The sequence below is a fragment of the Sphingomonas melonis genome (assembly GCF_013409985.1).
Taxonomy (GTDB): Bacteria; Pseudomonadota; Alphaproteobacteria; order Sphingomonadales; family Sphingomonadaceae; genus Sphingomonas; species Sphingomonas melonis_A.
This window is the reverse complement of the sequence record NZ_JACCBY010000008.1, coordinates 82,626-98,955: the sequence shown is the minus strand read 5'-3', so window position 1 is coordinate 98,955 and position 16,330 is coordinate 82,626. Positions and strand designations below refer to the sequence as shown.

Below are 16,330 nucleotides of genomic sequence, written 5' to 3'. Positions count from 1 at the left end.
GCTAACATAATACACTAATGCACCGAATGCGGTGAAAAGGTCGCCGACAGGCCGTGATACAGTTTCTCGCGGCACACCGCCTGGCTCGCCCAGTCGGCCAGGAAGGCCGCGGCGAACATCGGCAGCATCAGCCCGCGGCTTGCCGTCGTCTCCGACAGGATGATCACCGCGGTCAGCGGCGCGCGCACCACGCCGGTGAAATAGGCGACCATGCCCAGGATCACCACCGCCCCGGTCGGGTCGGCGGGGAACAGCGCGTGGAGCAGGTTGCCGACCCCGGCACCGACCGCGAGGCTCGGCGCGAAGATGCCGCCGGGCAGCCCGGCGACCGCGGTGGCGAGCGTCGCGGCGAACTTGGCCGGGCCGAACCACAGGGGCGCATCGACCCCGCCGATCATGCCGCGCGCCGCACCATAGCCGGTGCCCCAGGTCATGCCGGTGGCGACGCCGAGCGTGGCGACGACCAGCCCGCACAGGCCGGCGAAGACCAGCGGATGCGCCTTGCTCCACCGCGTCAGGCGGCTGCCGCCGCGCGCCAGTGCCAGCATCGCGCGCGCGAACAGCCCGCCCGCCAGCCCGCCCGCCAGCCCTGCGACCGGCACCACCACCAGCGCCGCGCCCAGCGACATATGCGCGCCGATCACGCCGAAATACACGTAATTGCCGGTCAGGCTCTGCGCGACCATGCCGGCGATGACGATCGACGACAGCACCATCAGCGTCATCCGCTGCTCATAGGCGGCGGCCAGTTCCTCGATCGCGAACAGCACGCCGGCGAGCGGCGTGTTGAACGCCGCGGCGACGCCGGCCGCGCCGCCCGCGATCACCACCGTGCCCTTCAGCGTCACCCGCATCAGCCGGTGGCTGACCCCCATCACCGCCGCGGCGATCTGCACCGTCGGCCCCTCGCGCCCGACGCTGCCACCGCACAGGATCGCGCCGGTGGTCAGCAGCACCTTGCCCGCCACCGTCCTCACCGCGATCAGGTTCCCGGTCGCCGCGGCCGGGTCGGCGCGCGCCGCCATCACCTGCGGGATGCCCGATCCGCGCGCCAGCGGCACGTAACGGCGCGTGAGCCAGACCAGCGCCATGAATCCCAGCGGCGTGGTCAGCAGCGGCAGCCAGGGTCGATGCTGCACGAACCGCTCGAACAGCGCGGCGGTCGCGTCGGATAATTGGGCGAACAGCACCGCGATGATGCCGATCGCGACCGCGCCGGTGATCACCGCGACGCGCTGGCGGAAGCGGACCGAAGTCGGCCCGCGCGAGCGCAGCAGCGCGCGGAACCGGGCGGGCGTCCAGCGGCGGCCGCGGCGGGCGATCATCGGTGCGTCGGGCATGTCCGCGTCTTAATCCTCCCGCGCGGCGATCGTCACCCCGCCTTGTCGCCCCTGCGCCGATTTGCAGCGGCGGCCGCACGGGCCCGACTGAGACAAAATTGCCACATTGGGGGTATCCCATATTGGCGAGGGGCGGCATTAAGAATATTTTAAATCCGCATCGGACATATGCGTGAAACAGGATCTATTCGTACCTTTATTTCGTATATCGCGTCCCGGACTTGGCCACAGTTATAACGTAACGCATTCTCAAGAGAGGCTGCCCGCCGCGCGGCGGCACCGCCTCATGTGCCCGTATCCGGCAGGATTTGCCGGCCCAGCGTATCGCCACCCCGGCAGTATTTCGTCGTTCGTCCGTCAGCCGCTGCCGCCTTGCGGGAGTGGCCGGCGGCAGTCCGTCGGCCGTCCCCGGCACGCGCCGATGGCGGCGACGATCTGTCTGCTGACGTTCCACTCCGTATCAAAGGCATCCGGTCATGCGACCTTATCTATCGTTGAAGGATTCGGCTCATATCCAGACCGCGACCGCGGAAGTGCGACGCCTGCGCGGCGCCTTCGCCGAAGGCCGCCTGACCGAACGCAGCAATCCGCTGGCGGGCAGCGGCGCGGTGCGCGAACTGCTCAACGAGATCGACGCGCTGCTCGACGCGGCGACCACGCCGGTCGGCGCGCTGCGCGACGCTGTCGCCACCATGTCCGCCGAACATGAGCGCGGCGACATCGACGTCGTGCTGCCCGCCACGCAATTCGCCGGCGACCTGCGCACCGTCGCGCAGGACGTCAATTACATGGTCGCCAGCCATATCGGCGCCAAGAAGAAGGCGATGGCCTGTGTCGCGGCGTTTGCCGACGGCGACTTCGAGGCGCCGCTCGACGCCTTTCCGGGCAAGAAGGCGTTCATCAACGACACGGTCGAGCGCCTGCGCGGCAATCTCAAGGGGCTGATCGCCGAGATGAACCGGATGTCGTCCCAGCACGACGCGGGCGATATCGACGTGTTCGTGCCGGTCGAGGCCTTCCGCGGCGATTTCGCGGTGATGGCCAAGGGCATCAACGACATGGTCGCCGGCCATATCGCCGTGAAGAAGCAGGCGATGGCGTGTATCGCGCAATTCGGCGAGGGCCATTTCGACGCGCCGCTCGCCCCCTTCCCCGGCAAGAAGGCGTTCATCAACGACACGATCGAATTGCTGCGCGGCAATCTGCGCGAGATCATCGCCGAGATCCAGCGGCTGATCGTCGCCTCGACCGCAGGCCAGCTGCGCGAGCGCGGCGAGGCCGGACGCTTCAGGGGCGATTTCGCCGGGCTGATCCACGGCGTCAACGGCATGCTCGACGCGATCCTGCTGCCGATCGGCGAGGGCAATCGCGTGCTCGACCTGGTCAGCACCGGCTCGCTGCTCGAGCGCGTCGAGATCGAATGCGACGGCGATCACCAGCGGATGAAGGATGCGATCAACACGCTGATCGATTCGCTCGCCAGCTTCGCCGGCAACGTCGCCGGTGCCGCCGACCAGGTCGCCGGCGGCAGCCAGCAGCTGTCGGCGAGCGCCGAGCAGATGAGCCAGGGCGCGACCGAACAGGCCGCCGCGGCCGAACAGGCGTCGGCGTCGATGGAGGAGATGGCGGCCAACATCAAACAGACCGCCGACAATGCCGCGCAGACCGAAAAGATCGCGCGCCAGTCGTCGACCGAGGCCGAGCGCAGCGGCGTCGCGGTCCAGAAGGCGGTCGGCGCGATGCGCACGATCGCCGAGAAGATCAGCATCGTGCAGGAGATCGCGCGCCAGACCGACCTGCTCGCGCTCAATGCGGCGGTCGAGGCGGCACGCGCCGGCGACCACGGCAAGGGCTTTGCGGTGGTGGCGGCCGAGGTGCGCAAGCTCGCCGAGCGCAGCCAGGCCGCCGCGACCGAGATCAGCGCGGTCTCGTCGGACACGGTGGTCGCCGCAACCGACGCGGGCGAGATGCTGACCCGGCTGGTGCCGGAGATCCGCCGCACCGCCGAACTCGTCGCCGAGATCAGCGCGGCGTGCCGCGAGCAGGATATCGGCGCCTCGCAGATCAACCAGGCGATCCAGCAGCTCGACCAGGTGACGCAGCAGAATGCCTCGGCGTCCGAGCAGATCTCGTCGACCTCGGGCGCGCTCGCCGAGCAGGCGGAGGAGTTGCAGCACAGCATCGCCTTCTTCCGCCTCGCCGAAGCGCCGGCGATGGCGACGCGTCCGGCCGCGCGCCGGCCGGGCCCCGCCCCCGCTCCCTCCTCCACGCCGGCGAAGCGCCCGGCGATCAAGGGCACCAAGACCGCACGGCTGCTGACGCCGCGCGCCGGCACCGTCCTCGACCAGTCCTCGCGCGTTCGCGGCTTCACCCTCGACCTCACCACCGGCGGTCCCGATGCCGAAGATGCGGAGTTCAGCCGCGCCGGATGAGCGTTCCCCGGCCTACAATGACCTACATTGGTTACGGCTGGGGAATGACATGCGGGCGACGATCAAACTGAAGATGGCGGCGACGTTCGCCATCCTCCTGGTGCTGATGATAAGCGTCGTGTGGATCGGCATCAGCCGGATGGGGGCGCTCGACAGCGCGATCAGCGATCTCATCCGCGGGCCGGTCAAGCGGCTGGAAGTCGCGCAATCCTTTGTCAACAAGGCCAATGTCGTCGTCCGCCAGGAGAAGAATCTGGCGCTGACCGACGACGTCACGCAGATGCGCCAACTGGATTCCGAGCTGATGAGCGCGCGCAGCGAGGCGCAGAAACTGCTCGCGAGCGGCCTTGCCGGGGCGACCGACAAGGAGCGGCCGCTGTGGCAGCAGGCGCAGGCGAAATGGGTCGATTACGTCCCGGTCAACGATCAGGTCCGCGCCCTCGCGCTCGTCAACAAGAACGTCGAGGCGGGTACGCTGTCGATGACCCAGTCACGCCGGCTGGTCAACGCGCTCGCCGCGATCGGCGACCAGATCGTTGAGCAGTCCCGCGCCGAGATGGTCGAGGCCAGCACCTCGACCCAGCAGCTCTACGATGCGGCGCGGCAGACGTTGCTCGCCACCGCCACGCTGGCGCTGCTGATCGCGGTCGCCGGCGGCTTCTGGCTGTCGCGCATCGTCGCGCACGGCCTGCGGACCGCCGGGCAGGCGATCGAAGCGGTATCCGCCGGCGATCTGCAGACCGAGATCCGTATCGCCGGTCGTGACGAGATCGGCGACCTCGTCGACACCGTCAATTCCATGTCCGGCCGCCTGCGCACCGTGGTGAGCAGCATCGGCGAGGCGGCGCAGAAGGTCGCGGCGGGCAGCATGCAATTGTCCTCCTCGGCCGAGCAGGTGTCGCAGGGCGCCACCGAACAGGCCGCGGCCGCCGAACAGGCCTCGGCGTCGATGGAGCAGATGGCGGCGAACATTAAACAGAATGCCGATAACGCCACGCAGACCGAAAAGATCGCGCGCCAGTCGGCCAAGGATGCCGAGGACAGCGGCGTGGCGGTCGATCGGGCGGTGCAGGCGATGCGCACGATCGCCGAGAAGATCGGCATCGTCCAGGAGATCGCCCGCCAGACCGACCTGCTCGCGCTCAACGCGGCGGTCGAGGCGGCGCGTGCCGGCGACCACGGCAAGGGCTTCGCGGTGGTGGCGGCCGAGGTGCGCAAGCTCGCCGAGCGCAGCCAGGACGCCGCGGCGGACATCTGTTCGGTGTCCTCGGAGACGGTGGCCGCCGCGACCCAGGCGGGCGACATGCTGACCCGCCTCGTCCCCGATATCCGGCGCACCGCCGAACTCGTCGCCGAGATCAGCGCGGCGTGCCGCGAACAGGATATCGGCTCGCATCAGGTCAATCAGGCGATCCAGCAGCTCGATGAGGTGACGCAGCAGAATGCCGCCGCGTCCGAGCAGATCTCGGCCACGGCGGAAACGCTCGCCGATCAGGCGGAGGAGCTGCAGCAGACCATCGCCTTCTTCCGGTTCGACGACCTCGGCCCGATCCGGACCGCGGTCACGCACAAGGCGACAATCGCCAAGCCGCGCCGCAGAGCCGCCAAGGGCACCATGCTGGCGACGCTGAGCAAACCCAGGCCGGGCACGGTGCTCGACCAGCAGGCGCGCGTGCGCGGCTTCGCGCTCGACCTCAGCACCGGCGGTCCCGATCCCGAGGACGCCGAATTCAGCCAGGTGGCGTGATCGGCCCCGGCCGGGGAAGGCGGCGGATCATGCCCCTTCCCCGGCCGGGCGCGTCGTCGTTACGGCGTGATCTCGCCCTCGTCGCTGCCGTCCCAATAGCGGATGCGTTCGGCGTCGACGCGGATCATCACGATGCCCGGCGTGTCGATGCCCTCGGGGAAATAGCGGTCGAGATCCTTGGTCCAATGATCGGCGAACGCCTGCCGGTCCTCGATCAGCGCGGCGCGCCCCTCGACGGCGACGAACAGCGGCGGGCCGCCGAGCATCCCGGCCGCGCCGGTATAGCTCAGCGTCGTGCGCGGATCGGCGCGCAGGTCGGCGACCTTGCGGGAATCCTGATAGGCGAAGAAATAGCTGTCGCCGTGATAGGCGACGTCGCCGTTGTTGCTCATCGGCCGCGCGGTGAGGGTGCCGTCCGCCGAACGGGTCGCCATCATCGTGAAATCGAGCTTGGCCATCTTCTTCGACAGATCGTGGAGGGTGAGGTCCGTCATGGGGCGTTTCCTTCGCTGCGGGGCACGGGGCGGTGGCAACGAACGCCGCGCGCTGTCGGACGCGCGGGACCCGAAAAATCGCTACGCGCGCGGCGCATCGGGTCCATTTTGTAAGTGATTGCTTTACCGGGACAGTTTACCGTCCGTGCGATCACCCGAACCAGCATAGGATCCGGAATGCCCGTTGCGCATTGTGTTTCGAGCACGGCAGGAACGATACTCGTGGCGGACAGCAATTTCTGTCGCCTGCTGCAACGGCCGCAGTCCGAGCTGATCGGTGCCTCCTATCGCTCGATCACCGTCGCCGAGGATATTGAGAAGAGCGCCGAGATGATCGCCGGCCTGCTCGACAAGGCGGGGCCGACGCGGCTGCGCAAACGCTATTGGCGGCCCGACGGCACCAACGTCGAGGTCGACCTGCTCGTCTCGCGCTTCGACGCGGCGGGGCATCTGGTCTCGACGCTGTCGTGGCGCGATGAGGATGCCCCGCGCGACACGCCGCTGCGCATGTGGAAGGCGGCGCTGCGCCTCAAGCACCTGTACAGCCTCAAGATGGAGGAGTTCGGCCGCGAGCTGTTCGGCGACTTCCCCGGCCTGATCCTGCTCGACCTCTATCTCGCCGAAGCGGAGGGGCGGCTGGCCTCGCTCGAGGAGGTCGCGGGATCGGCGGGCCTGTCGGTCGAATCGGTGCAGCGCTGGCTGCGCGTGCTGGCCCAGCGCCGCCTCGTCCATCCGCTCGACGGCTCGGCGACCCTCCAGCTCGGCCATGACGGCCTCAGCAAGATCGAACGGCTGCTGACCGCGGCGCTCCAGCCCCTCGAATAGGCACGCAAAGCGGCCCGCAGGCCGCCGTGTCGCTATTGGTATCACCACCGCTGCGCAGTCCGCAGCGGCGCTCGCTGCTGTCGGTACCAGCCGCGACAGCAGCGCCCTCATGCCCCTGCCCTGGACAAGTGCCCCGAAATCAAGGTGTATTTACTTTAGGAACGGATTGGTATTATCCAGGTCTGGTAAGGGCCTGATTTGGTTCCGGCCGCCAGGAAATTTCCGGTAGCGCTACCAGGGCATAAGAGGGAGAGGCGTGTTGATTCACTCGGTTTCGCGTATCGCATTGATCGGTGCGATGGGGCTCTGGACGCTGCCGGCGACGGCGCAGCAGACACCGGCCTCGCCCGATGCGACCGCTCCTGCCCCGGCAGCCCAGGCCGATCCGCAGCCCGGCGCCGAAGCCGATGCCGCCTCCGATACCCGCGCCGCGGCGATCGCCGGCCAGTCGGGCGACGCGCCCACTTCGGGCGGCGAGATCGTCGTCACCGGTACGCGCATCAACCGCCCCAACGTCACCTCGGCCGCGCCGATCACCTCGGTCACCCAGCAGGACATCCGCGCCCAGGCGCCGGTCAACGTCGAGGACGTGCTCAACCGCCTGCCGCAGGTCGCGCCGGACAGCCAGCAGACCTACAATGACTCCGACGGTCGCCAGCGCATCAAGCTGCGCAGCCTCGGCTTCGAGCGGACGCTGGTGCTGATCGACGGCAAGCGGATCGGTACGCAGAACGGCCAGGACACCGGCATCATCCCGACCTCGCTGCTCGAGCGCGTCGACGTGCTCACCGGCGGTGCCTCGTCGGTCTATGGTTCGGACGCGGTCGCCGGCGTCGTCAACTTCGTCCTGCGCAAGGATTTCGAGGGCGTCCAGCTCGACGCCAACTACAATTTCTACAATCACAACAACAAGGACACGATCGTCTCGCAGCTGGCGCGTGATGCCGGCTTCGGCAGCCCGCGTGGCCTGACCAACGACGGCGGCCGTGCCGACCTGACGCTGACCGCCGGCACCAAGCTGTTCGACGGCGCGCTGCACCTCAGCGGCTTCGTCAACTATCGCAAGACCGACGAGATCCCCCTCACCTCGCGCTCGAACGCGGGCTGCTACCTCACCCAATTGCAGCTCAACGGCCCGCTGTCGTGCGGCCTCACCCCGAGCAGCTCGACCAACGGCCTGATCACCCCGCAGCAGGGCGCCAACAAGGGCGTGCAGCTGGTCAACAATCCCGACGGCTCGCGCAATTTCGTGCCGTTCGGCGCCGGCCCCGGCAACGCCTCCAATTATTTCAGCGGCTATGCCTATCAGCGGCCGTCGGAGCGGGTGAATGCGGGCGGCTTCGCGACGCTCGACATTGCCCCCGAAGCCGAGCTCTATGCCTCGGGCATCTGGTTCCGCGACAAGTCGTATAACAACTATCCGACGATCGCGAGCGGCACCAATATCAACGTCAATTGCAGCAACCCGTTTCTGTCGGGGACGCAGGCGACCGCGATCGGCTGCGGCGCGGGCGTGACGAGCGTGCCCGTCAATATCGCCTATCGTCTCGGCGAGAACAGCGATCGCCCCGACACCTATGTCAACACCGGCGTCCGCCTGACCGGCGGTGTCCGTGGCAAGGTGGGCGATGCCTGGACCTATGACGTGGGCGGCGTCTATGCGCGCAACCATCAGGATTACACCCCGAGCTTCGGCATCGCGGGCAATCTGCAGAATGCGGTCAACGTCGGCGGCACCGCGGCCGCCCCGACCTGCGCGAGCGGCGCGGCGGGCTGCGTGCCGTTCGACATCTTCAGCGGCGGCAACACCAATCCCGCCCTGATCAACTATCTGTTCGGCACCGGCACCTCGGTGACCACCGGCACGCTGTACGACGTCCAGGCGAACATGACCGGCGACCTCGGCAAATACGGCATCACCTCGCCGTTCGCCGAACAGGGCCTGGCGATCGCGCTCGGCACCGAATATCGCAAGGACACGCTCAAGTCGTCCGCGGACAGCGCCTATCGCGCCCGGCTCGGCGGCAACGACACCTATCTGAGCCAGGACGTCTGGGAAGCCAATATCGAGGTCCAGGCGCCGCTGATCGAGCACAAGCCGTTCGCCGAGCTGGTCCAGCTCAACGGCGGCTATCGCGTCTCCAAGTACAGCAGCAATCCGAGCACGTTCAACACCTGGAAGATCGAGGGCGTCTACGCGCCGGTCCGCGACCTGACCTTCCGCGCCTCGTTCAACAAGGCACAGCGCGCGCCGACCGTCGTCGAGATCCGTCAGGCGACCAACATCGAATTCGCGGGCGGCGGTTCGGGCACGTTCAACGACTTCTGCGCCCCGACCGTGGTGAACGGCGTTTCCGGCGCCCCGATCGCCTCGCGCGAGGTGTGCCGTGCGACCGGCCTGTCGGATGCGCTCTACGGCAGCCAGACGTTGTTGTGCAGCAACAACCCTGCGCCGAACGGGACGAGCAACGCCTGTTCGGTGCGCTCGGGCGGCTTCACCGCCGATCCGGAGACCGCCTACACCCAGACCTATGGCCTGGTGGTCAAGCCGCGTTTCATCAAGGGGCTGGTCTTCTCGGTCGACCGTTACCGGATCAAGATCGACAATTCGCTCGGCTACAACGACTACAGCTATTACACCGACGGCTGTCTGCGTTCGGGCGGCGACCAGTATTTCTGCCAGGGCATCGTCCGCAATCCGGGCACCGGCACGCTCTTCGCGAGCGGACCCGATGCGACCACCGGCTTCATCCGCCAGGGCACGACCAACTATTACACCTCGATCGCGCGCGGCTGGGACTTCCAGGCGCAATATGCGCTCGACCTCGACACGATCGGTCGCCTCGACTTCGGCTTCAACGGCTCGCTGACCAGCTTCGCCGGCGGCCAGGATTCGCCGGTGCAGCCCGAGCGCAATTGCGCGGGCTATTACGGCAACGGTTGCGGCCAGCTCATCCCGAAGTGGAGCCATGGCCTGCGCACCACCTATACGACGATGGACAAGAAGTTCAGCGCCTCGTTCAACTGGCGCTATGTCGGCTCGCTGACCAACGCCAACAATTCGGGCGACGAGGCGATCGGTGGCACCCCGGCGCGGGCGCTGACCAATTACTATCGCGTCGCGCCGCAGAATTATTTCGACCTGGCGCTCAACTTCGCGATCGCCAAGCAGTTCTCGCTGCGCCTGATCGCCAACAACCTGCTCGACAAGAGCGCGCCGATCGTGCCGGATTCGTACAATATCAGCCTGGCGCGCAGCAACACCATCCCCCAGCGCTACGACTCGCTGGGCCGCAACATCGCGATCGGCACGACGATCAACTTCTAAGCGGACGACCAATCTGCAAAAAGGGCCTGCCGGACGTTCCGGCAGGCCCTTTTTGTTTACCCGAACGCCTTGCTGACGCCGATGAAGACGCCGCGGCGCGGGCCGTATTGCGGCGCGCCGACGCCGACCCCGCCGCCATCGCGGATCTCGTAGCGGTGGTCGGCGACGTTGATGACGTCGACGCGCACGTCGAGATCAGGCGCGGCGAAATGGTGGCTCGCGGTCAGGTTGACCTGCGCATAGGGCGACAATTTGGCGCCGTTCGGCACTGCGCCGTCGGTACGCAGGCCCGAGCCGTAGAGCAGGCTGCCGCCGATCTTGGTCCCCGCCAGCATTCCCGAGCGCACCGCATAGGACAGGCCGCCCGAGCCGGTGTAGCTCTGGTCGTGATCCAGGTAGATATAATGGTTGGCGATAGAGGCGAGATCGTCGGCGCTGAAGCTGAACTGGCTCGAGACGATGTCGCGCCCCTTTGCCTTGGCCGCGGCGAAATTGGCGTACACGCTCCATGGCCCCGCGGTGTAGCTCGCGTTCGCCTCGATCCCGCCGATCCGCCCCTGCGCATAGTTGAACGGCGTCAGGATGATCGGCGCGCCGAACTGGCCCTCGTCGATCAGGTTCTTCGAGATGCGGTAATAGGCGTCGATGCCCCAGGAGAAATGCGCGCTCGGCTTCATCTGGAAGCCGGCGTCGAAATAATGCTGGCGCTCGGCGAACGGCGTCGTGTCGGTGGGGACTTCGGGATAGGCGCTGGTGCCGACGAGCGAGGCGACGCTGGTCACCGCGACATTCTCGAAGGGCGGCGGCACGAAATAGCGCGCATAGCCGATATGGCCGGTAAAGCGGCCATCGGGCTGCCACACCAGATTAGCGCGCGGGCTGAGCTGGTTTTCCGTGCGATAGCCGGCATAATGGTCGTAGCGCGCGCCGTAGTTGAGCGTCAGCGTCGGCGTGAACGCCCATTCGTCCTGCAGATAGCCGCTCAGCGTCACCGCGGTCTTGGCGGAGCGATCGGCGATGACGATCGGCTCGCCCGCCTGGGCGCCGCTGTCGTCGTCGACCGGGAAGACGTGGGTCTGCGTCGCGCTGGTGCTGCGGTCGCGGCTGAGCAGCAGGCCGCCGCGCAACGTGTGGGCGCTGCCGATATGATAGACCGCATCCGCCTGCGCGCCGAGCGTGAAATCCTGCTTGAGCGCGGCCTGCGCCTGACCGTTGAACAGCAATTCGCCGAGCACGTCGGGGCGGTAGCGCAATGACGAATAGCGGCCGAACACCGAGGCCTGCACGGTCAGCGGCTCGTCGTCGTGGAGGACGCTCAATTGGCCGAAGCCGGTGCGTTCGAGCTGGCGCTCGTCGAGCGCCTCGCTCGGAAAGGCGGTGCGGCCGCCGACCGACCAGGTCCCGTCGGGCTGCGCGCCGACCGGATTGGGGATCTGGAACCACTGGTTCGAATAGCCGCCGACGAACGAGACGCGGTTGTTGTCGTTCAGGATGTGATCGACATAGGCGAAGCCCTGATATTGGTCGGTATCGTCGTGCACCGGGTTCGCGCGGCCGTCGACGCTCTCGATGCCGAGCGCATCGTGGCGATAATCGCCCGAGACGAAGTAATTGGTCCGCCCGGTCGAGCCGCCATAGGTGAAGCTCGGTTGGATCGTGTCGTGGCTGCCGCCGTACAGCGACACGGTGCCGCCGTTCTGGAACAGGCCGCTCTTGGTGGTGATGTCGATGATACCGGCGCTGCGCAGGCCATATTGCGCGGGCAGCGCACCGGTCAGCAGGTCGAGCTTGGCGACGAGCCGCGGCGACAGCGTCTGGCCGAACACCGCCAGCCCTTCGGGCAGGATGGTGCCGTTGATGCGATATTGCAGGCCATTGTGGTCGTCGCGGACGTGGAACTGGCCGAAGCCGTCCTGCACCACACCGGGCAATTGCAGCAGGATCTGGTTGAACTGCTGGTTCTCGCCGCCCGGCAGCGCCTGGATCGTCGCGCTGGTCATCTCGTAGCTGGTCGCGCCGAGGCTCGGCTGGATATGCGCGCGCGCCGCGTCGAGCCGCTGGCCGGTGACGATGATGTCGCTGTTCGCCGTGGCCGGCGCGGGGGGCGACGGGTCGGCGGAGGCGGACGACGGTGTCGGCGTCGGTGTCGGCGCGGGCGCCGCCTGCGCCTGGGCGACGGCGGGGGCGAGGAACGGCAGCAGGCTGAGGGTCAGGAACAGGGCAGGTCGCATCGGCGTCCCCTATGTTATAGTGTAACACGTCTCCCGGGCCGTAGCCCCTGCACCCGGCCCCCGCTCCTCGGCAAGCCGAACCCTTGAGGATGACGCATTATTCATCAGCGCGTTAGGCGAACGATGGGGCTGCGGCCGGCGTCGCCCTGCCCGAGCATCACCATCGTCATCCCGGCGGAAGCCGGGATACATGGCCATGACGCCGGCAGCGTCGGCGCGCACCATCTGCTTCCTGCGCCAGTCGTGTCCGACGGTCGCCGGGATGACGATTTGGCGGGCGGAGCGGACGCAGCATTGACCTCCCGCGCCGCCCCGGCCAGCGTCGCGTCGGCACAGCGGGGGCAGCATTGCGAATCGTGATCGTCGACGACAGCGGGCTGCGCGCGACCGTCCTGGAGGACGGGCTGCGCGAGGCCGGCTATGACGACATCCATCTCGTGCCGCCCGAACGCGGCTTCGTCGCGCGGCTCGAACGGATGGCGCCGGACGTCGTGCTGATGGACCTCGGCTCGCCGAGCCGCGACACGCTCGAGGAGATGCTCGCGGTGTCGCGCGCGCTCGCCCGGCCGATCGCGATGTTCGTCGACCAGTCCGACGAGGCGATGATCGGCGCCGCGATCGATGCCGGCATCTCCGCCTATGTCGTCGACGGCCTGCGCAAGGAGCGGGTCAAGTCGGTGCTCGACCTCGCCATCCGCCGCTTCAACGCCTTCGCGCGGATGCAGGCCGAACTCGATGTCGCCAAGTCGGAGCGCGACCAGGCCAAGGTCGCGCTGCAGGAGCGCAGGACGATCGACCGCGCCAAGGCGATCCTGATGACCGGGCGCAACCTGCCCGAGACCGAGGCCTATGCGCTGCTGCGCTCGACCGCGATGAACCAGGGCAAGCGCATCGTCGAGGTCGCCGAGGCGCTGATCACCGCCAGCGAGATGCTGAGGAGCCCGTTATGACGCCGCTGTCGCTCGCTTTCCTGCCGCTGACCGACAGCGCGCCGCTGATCGTCGCGGCCGCCAGGGGCTTTGCGGCAGAGGCGGGGATCGAGCTCGATCTGGTGCGCACCACCTCCTGGGCGACGCTGCGCGACCGGCTGGTCTATGGCCAGGTGCAGGGCGCGCATATGCTCGCCCCGCTCGCGATCGCGGTGACGCTCGGGCTGAGCCAGGCGCCGGCCGCCCTGTCCGCGCCGTTCCGGCTCAACGTCAACGGCAATGCGCTGGCGATGGCGCCCGATTTCGCCGCGGCGCTCGAACCCGATCCGGCGCAGCGCATCGCCGATCCGCTCGCCGCGGCGCATGATTTCGCCGCGGCGATCGGGCTGCACCGCCGCAAGCCGGTGGTCGGCATCGTCCACCGATTCTCCAGCCAGGCGCTGCTGCTGCGCTACTGGCTGGCGGCGGCCGGCACCGATCCCGACCGCGACCTGACGCTGCGCGTGCTGCCGCCGTCGCTGATGGTCGAGGCGCTGCGCGTCGGCGAGATCGACGGCTTCATCGCCGGCGAACCGTGGAGCAGCGTCGCGGTCGCCGAAGGGCTGGCCGAGATCGTCGTCCCCGGCGCGCGCATCTGGCGGCGCGGCGTCGAAAAGGTGCTGGCGTTCCGGACCGACTGGATGGAGGCGAACCCGGCGACGGTCGATGCGCTGCTGATCGCGGTGTCGCGCGCCGCGGCCTGGTGCGACGATCCCGCCAATCGCGACGAGTTGCTCGCCTTGCTCGAACGGCCCGAGCATGTCGGCCGGCCCTCGGCCGAGCTGCGCCCGGCGCTCGCCGGGCGGCTGACGCTGCGCCATGGCGAGCCGTCGGTCGCGGTGCCGGACTTCCTGCTGTTCCACCGCGAGGCGGCGGGCTTTCCGTGGCGCAGCCAGGCGCTGTGGATCTATTCGCAATTCGTCCGCTGGGGCTTCGTCGCCGCCAGCGTCGAGGCGGAGCGCGCCGCGGCCGCGGTGTTCCGCTCCGACGTCTACCGCCGTGCGCTCGCCGGCACCGGCCTGCCGATGCCGGGCGCGAGCATGAAGGTCGAGGGCGCGATCGGCGCGCCGCTCGGGGTGGGCGCGCACGAGGGCGCGCTGACGCTGGGCGCGGACGGCTTCTTCGATGGCGGCGTGTTCGACCCGAGCGACGTCGCCGGCTATCTCGCCGGGCGGTAAGCGCGCGGTCCCCACGGTCTGGAGCGGTTCGACCCGCGGACGCGGCTGCGGTGGCGCGTCTCCGGCCTTCCCCCTATACGATCGGTCGATGTGACGGAAATCGCTTGGATTTACCGTCAAAGGGGGATGGCATGGCGATCGGCGGGCGGGAAATCTTCGGGCGCGTGTCGCTGGCCTTGCTCGCGGCGATGGTGGCGAGCGGCGCCGCCCGGGCGGACGATCTGCCGCATTTCGTCGAGAAGAACGGCCGGCATGCGCTGATGGTCGATGGCGCGCCCTTCCTCATGCTCGGGCTGCAGGCGAACAATTCGGGCAATTACCCCTCGCAGCTGCCGGCGGTCTGGCCCGCGGTGAAGGCCGCGCATGCCAATACGCTGGAGATGCCGGTCGCATGGGAGCAGATCGAGCCGACCGAAGGCAGGTTCGATTTCTCCTTCGTCGACGAGCTGCTGAAACAGGCGCGCGCGAACGACGTCAAGCTGGTCCTGCTCTGGTTCGGCACGTGGAAGAACAACAATCCCGATTATGCGCCGGAATGGGTGAAGCTCGACAACGCCCGCTTCCCGCGGGTCGTCAATGCCAAGGGCGAGGTGAAGAACTCGCTGTCACCCCATTCGCGCACGACGCTGGAGGCGGACAAGCGGGCGTTCGTCGCGCTCATGCAGCACCTCAAGGCGGTCGATCCGACCCATGACGTCATCATGGTCCAGGTCGAGAACGAGACCGGCACCTATAATGCCGTGCGCGATTTCTCGCCCGTGGCGCAGCGGCTGTTCGACAAGCCCGTGCCGGCCGAACTGATCCGGGCGATGCACGCCAAGCCCGGCACGTGGCGGCAGGCGTTCGGCAAGGATGCCGACGAATATTTCCACGCCTGGCATATCGCCCGATACGTCGACGAGGTCGCGGCGGCCGGCAAGCGCGCGCTGGCGCTGCCGATGTACGTCAACGCGGCATTGCGCGATCCCTTCAACTACCAGGACCCGTTCACCTATTCCTCCGGCGGCCCGACGTGGAACGTCCTCGATGTCTGGAAGGCCGGGGCGCCCGCGATCGACGCCATCGCACCCGACATCTACGACCGCGAAAGCGCCAGGGTCCGCAAGACGCTCGATCAATATGGCCGCGCGGACAATCCTGTGTTCGTGCCCGAGATCGGCAGCGACAAGGTCTACGCACGGTACATCTACGACGTGCTTGGCCGGCATGGCATCGGCTTCTCGCCGTTCGGCCTGGATTATTCCGGCTTCTCCAACTACCCGCTGGGGGCGAAGGCGGTGACCGCCGAGACGGTGGAGAGCTTCGCCGTCCATTATCGCCGGCTGGCGCCGATGGCGCGCGACTGGGCGAGGATCGCGTTCGAGAACAAGGTGTGGGGCGCCGGCGAGGCCGGCGACCGCAAGCCCGAGACGCTGGCGCTCGGCGACCGCTGGACCGCGACCTTGTCGTACGGCGAGTGGCAGATGGGCACGTTCGGCGAAGGCTGGATGGCCAAGTCCGATCCGGTTCCCGGCCGCGAGGTTCCCGATGGTGGTGCGGTGATCGCGCAACTGTCGCCCGACGAATTCCTGCTCGTCGGCAACCGCGTCCGCGTCCGCTTCGGCTCGGCGAAGAACGAACGGTTCATGCTCGCCCGGGTCGAGGAGGGGCATTTCCAGAACGGCCAATGGGTGTTCGACCGCCTGTGGAACGGCGACCAGACCGGCAGCGGCCTCAATCTCACCACGTTGCCGCAGATCCTGAAGGTCAAGCTGGCGATCTATTAGTCTGGTCGACAAACTCGGCGA

At 67.9% G+C, this 16,330-nt stretch carries 10 protein-coding genes; 7 read left to right on the top strand and 3 right to left on the bottom strand.

Annotation, left to right across the window (positions count from 1 at the left end; translation table 11 throughout):
- Positions 1-14 precede the first annotated feature (14 nt).
- The gene (locus tag HD841_RS18730; protein WP_179510420.1) at positions 15-1,340 is read right to left on the bottom strand and encodes a chloride channel protein; all 1,326 of its coding nucleotides are present in this window, start codon (positions 1,338-1,340) and stop codon (positions 15-17) included.
- A 494-nt stretch (positions 1,341-1,834) separates the two neighbouring features.
- On the opposite strand from HD841_RS18730, the gene HD841_RS18725 reads away from it, so the two are divergent.
- Together HD841_RS18725 and HD841_RS18720 are read left to right on the top strand one after the other, a co-directional pair.
- On the top strand, positions 1,835-3,772 hold the full coding sequence (locus tag HD841_RS18725; protein ID WP_445013696.1) for a methyl-accepting chemotaxis protein: 1,938 nt from the start codon (positions 1,835-1,837) through the stop codon (positions 3,770-3,772).
- Between the two features lie 49 nt (positions 3,773-3,821).
- A complete protein-coding gene (locus HD841_RS18720) occupies positions 3,822-5,519 on the top strand; it encodes a methyl-accepting chemotaxis protein (RefSeq protein ID WP_179510418.1) in 1,698 nt (565 codons plus the stop codon).
- A 59-nt stretch (positions 5,520-5,578) separates the two neighbouring features.
- Here the strand turns inward: HD841_RS18720 and HD841_RS18715 are convergent, their stop codons facing one another.
- Complete coding sequence (locus HD841_RS18715) at positions 5,579-6,013, bottom strand: pyridoxamine 5'-phosphate oxidase family protein (protein ID WP_179510417.1); 435 nt, start codon at positions 6,011-6,013, stop codon at positions 5,579-5,581.
- Between the two features lie 177 nt (positions 6,014-6,190).
- Here HD841_RS18715 and HD841_RS18710 point away from each other — a divergent pair, with 177 nt between their 5' ends.
- Together HD841_RS18710 and HD841_RS18705 are read left to right on the top strand one after the other, a co-directional pair.
- A complete protein-coding gene (locus HD841_RS18710) occupies positions 6,191-6,838 on the top strand; it encodes a PAS domain-containing protein (RefSeq protein WP_179510416.1) in 648 nt (215 codons plus the stop codon).
- Between the two features lie 256 nt (positions 6,839-7,094).
- The gene (locus HD841_RS18705; RefSeq protein WP_373563073.1) at positions 7,095-10,166 is read left to right on the top strand and encodes a TonB-dependent receptor domain-containing protein; all 3,072 of its coding nucleotides are present in this window, start codon (positions 7,095-7,097) and stop codon (positions 10,164-10,166) included.
- 56 nt (positions 10,167-10,222) lie between these two features.
- On the opposite strand, the gene HD841_RS18700 is transcribed toward HD841_RS18705, so the two are convergent.
- Positions 10,223-12,397, bottom strand: a complete 2,175-nt coding sequence (locus tag HD841_RS18700) for a TonB-dependent receptor (RefSeq protein ID WP_179510415.1) — start codon at positions 12,395-12,397, stop codon at positions 10,223-10,225.
- A 347-nt stretch (positions 12,398-12,744) separates the two neighbouring features.
- Between HD841_RS18700 and HD841_RS18695 the strand changes: the two genes are divergently transcribed.
- From HD841_RS18695 to HD841_RS18685, 3 genes are all read left to right on the top strand, one after another.
- Positions 12,745-13,347 (top strand): ANTAR domain-containing response regulator, encoded by a 603-nt coding sequence (locus tag HD841_RS18695; RefSeq protein ID WP_179510414.1) that lies wholly within the window; start codon positions 12,745-12,747, stop codon positions 13,345-13,347.
- Positions 13,344-14,543 carry a CmpA/NrtA family ABC transporter substrate-binding protein gene (locus HD841_RS18690; protein ID WP_179510413.1) on the top strand — a complete coding sequence of 400 codons (1,200 nt, stop codon included), beginning with the start codon at positions 13,344-13,346 and terminating at the stop codon, positions 14,541-14,543. Before HD841_RS18695 ends, HD841_RS18690 begins: the two co-directional genes overlap by 4 nt.
- A gap of 131 nt (positions 14,544-14,674) precedes the next feature.
- A complete protein-coding gene (locus HD841_RS18685; protein WP_179510412.1) occupies positions 14,675-16,309 on the top strand; it encodes a DUF5597 domain-containing protein in 1,635 nt (544 codons plus the stop codon).
- Positions 16,310-16,330: the final 21 nt, after the last annotated feature.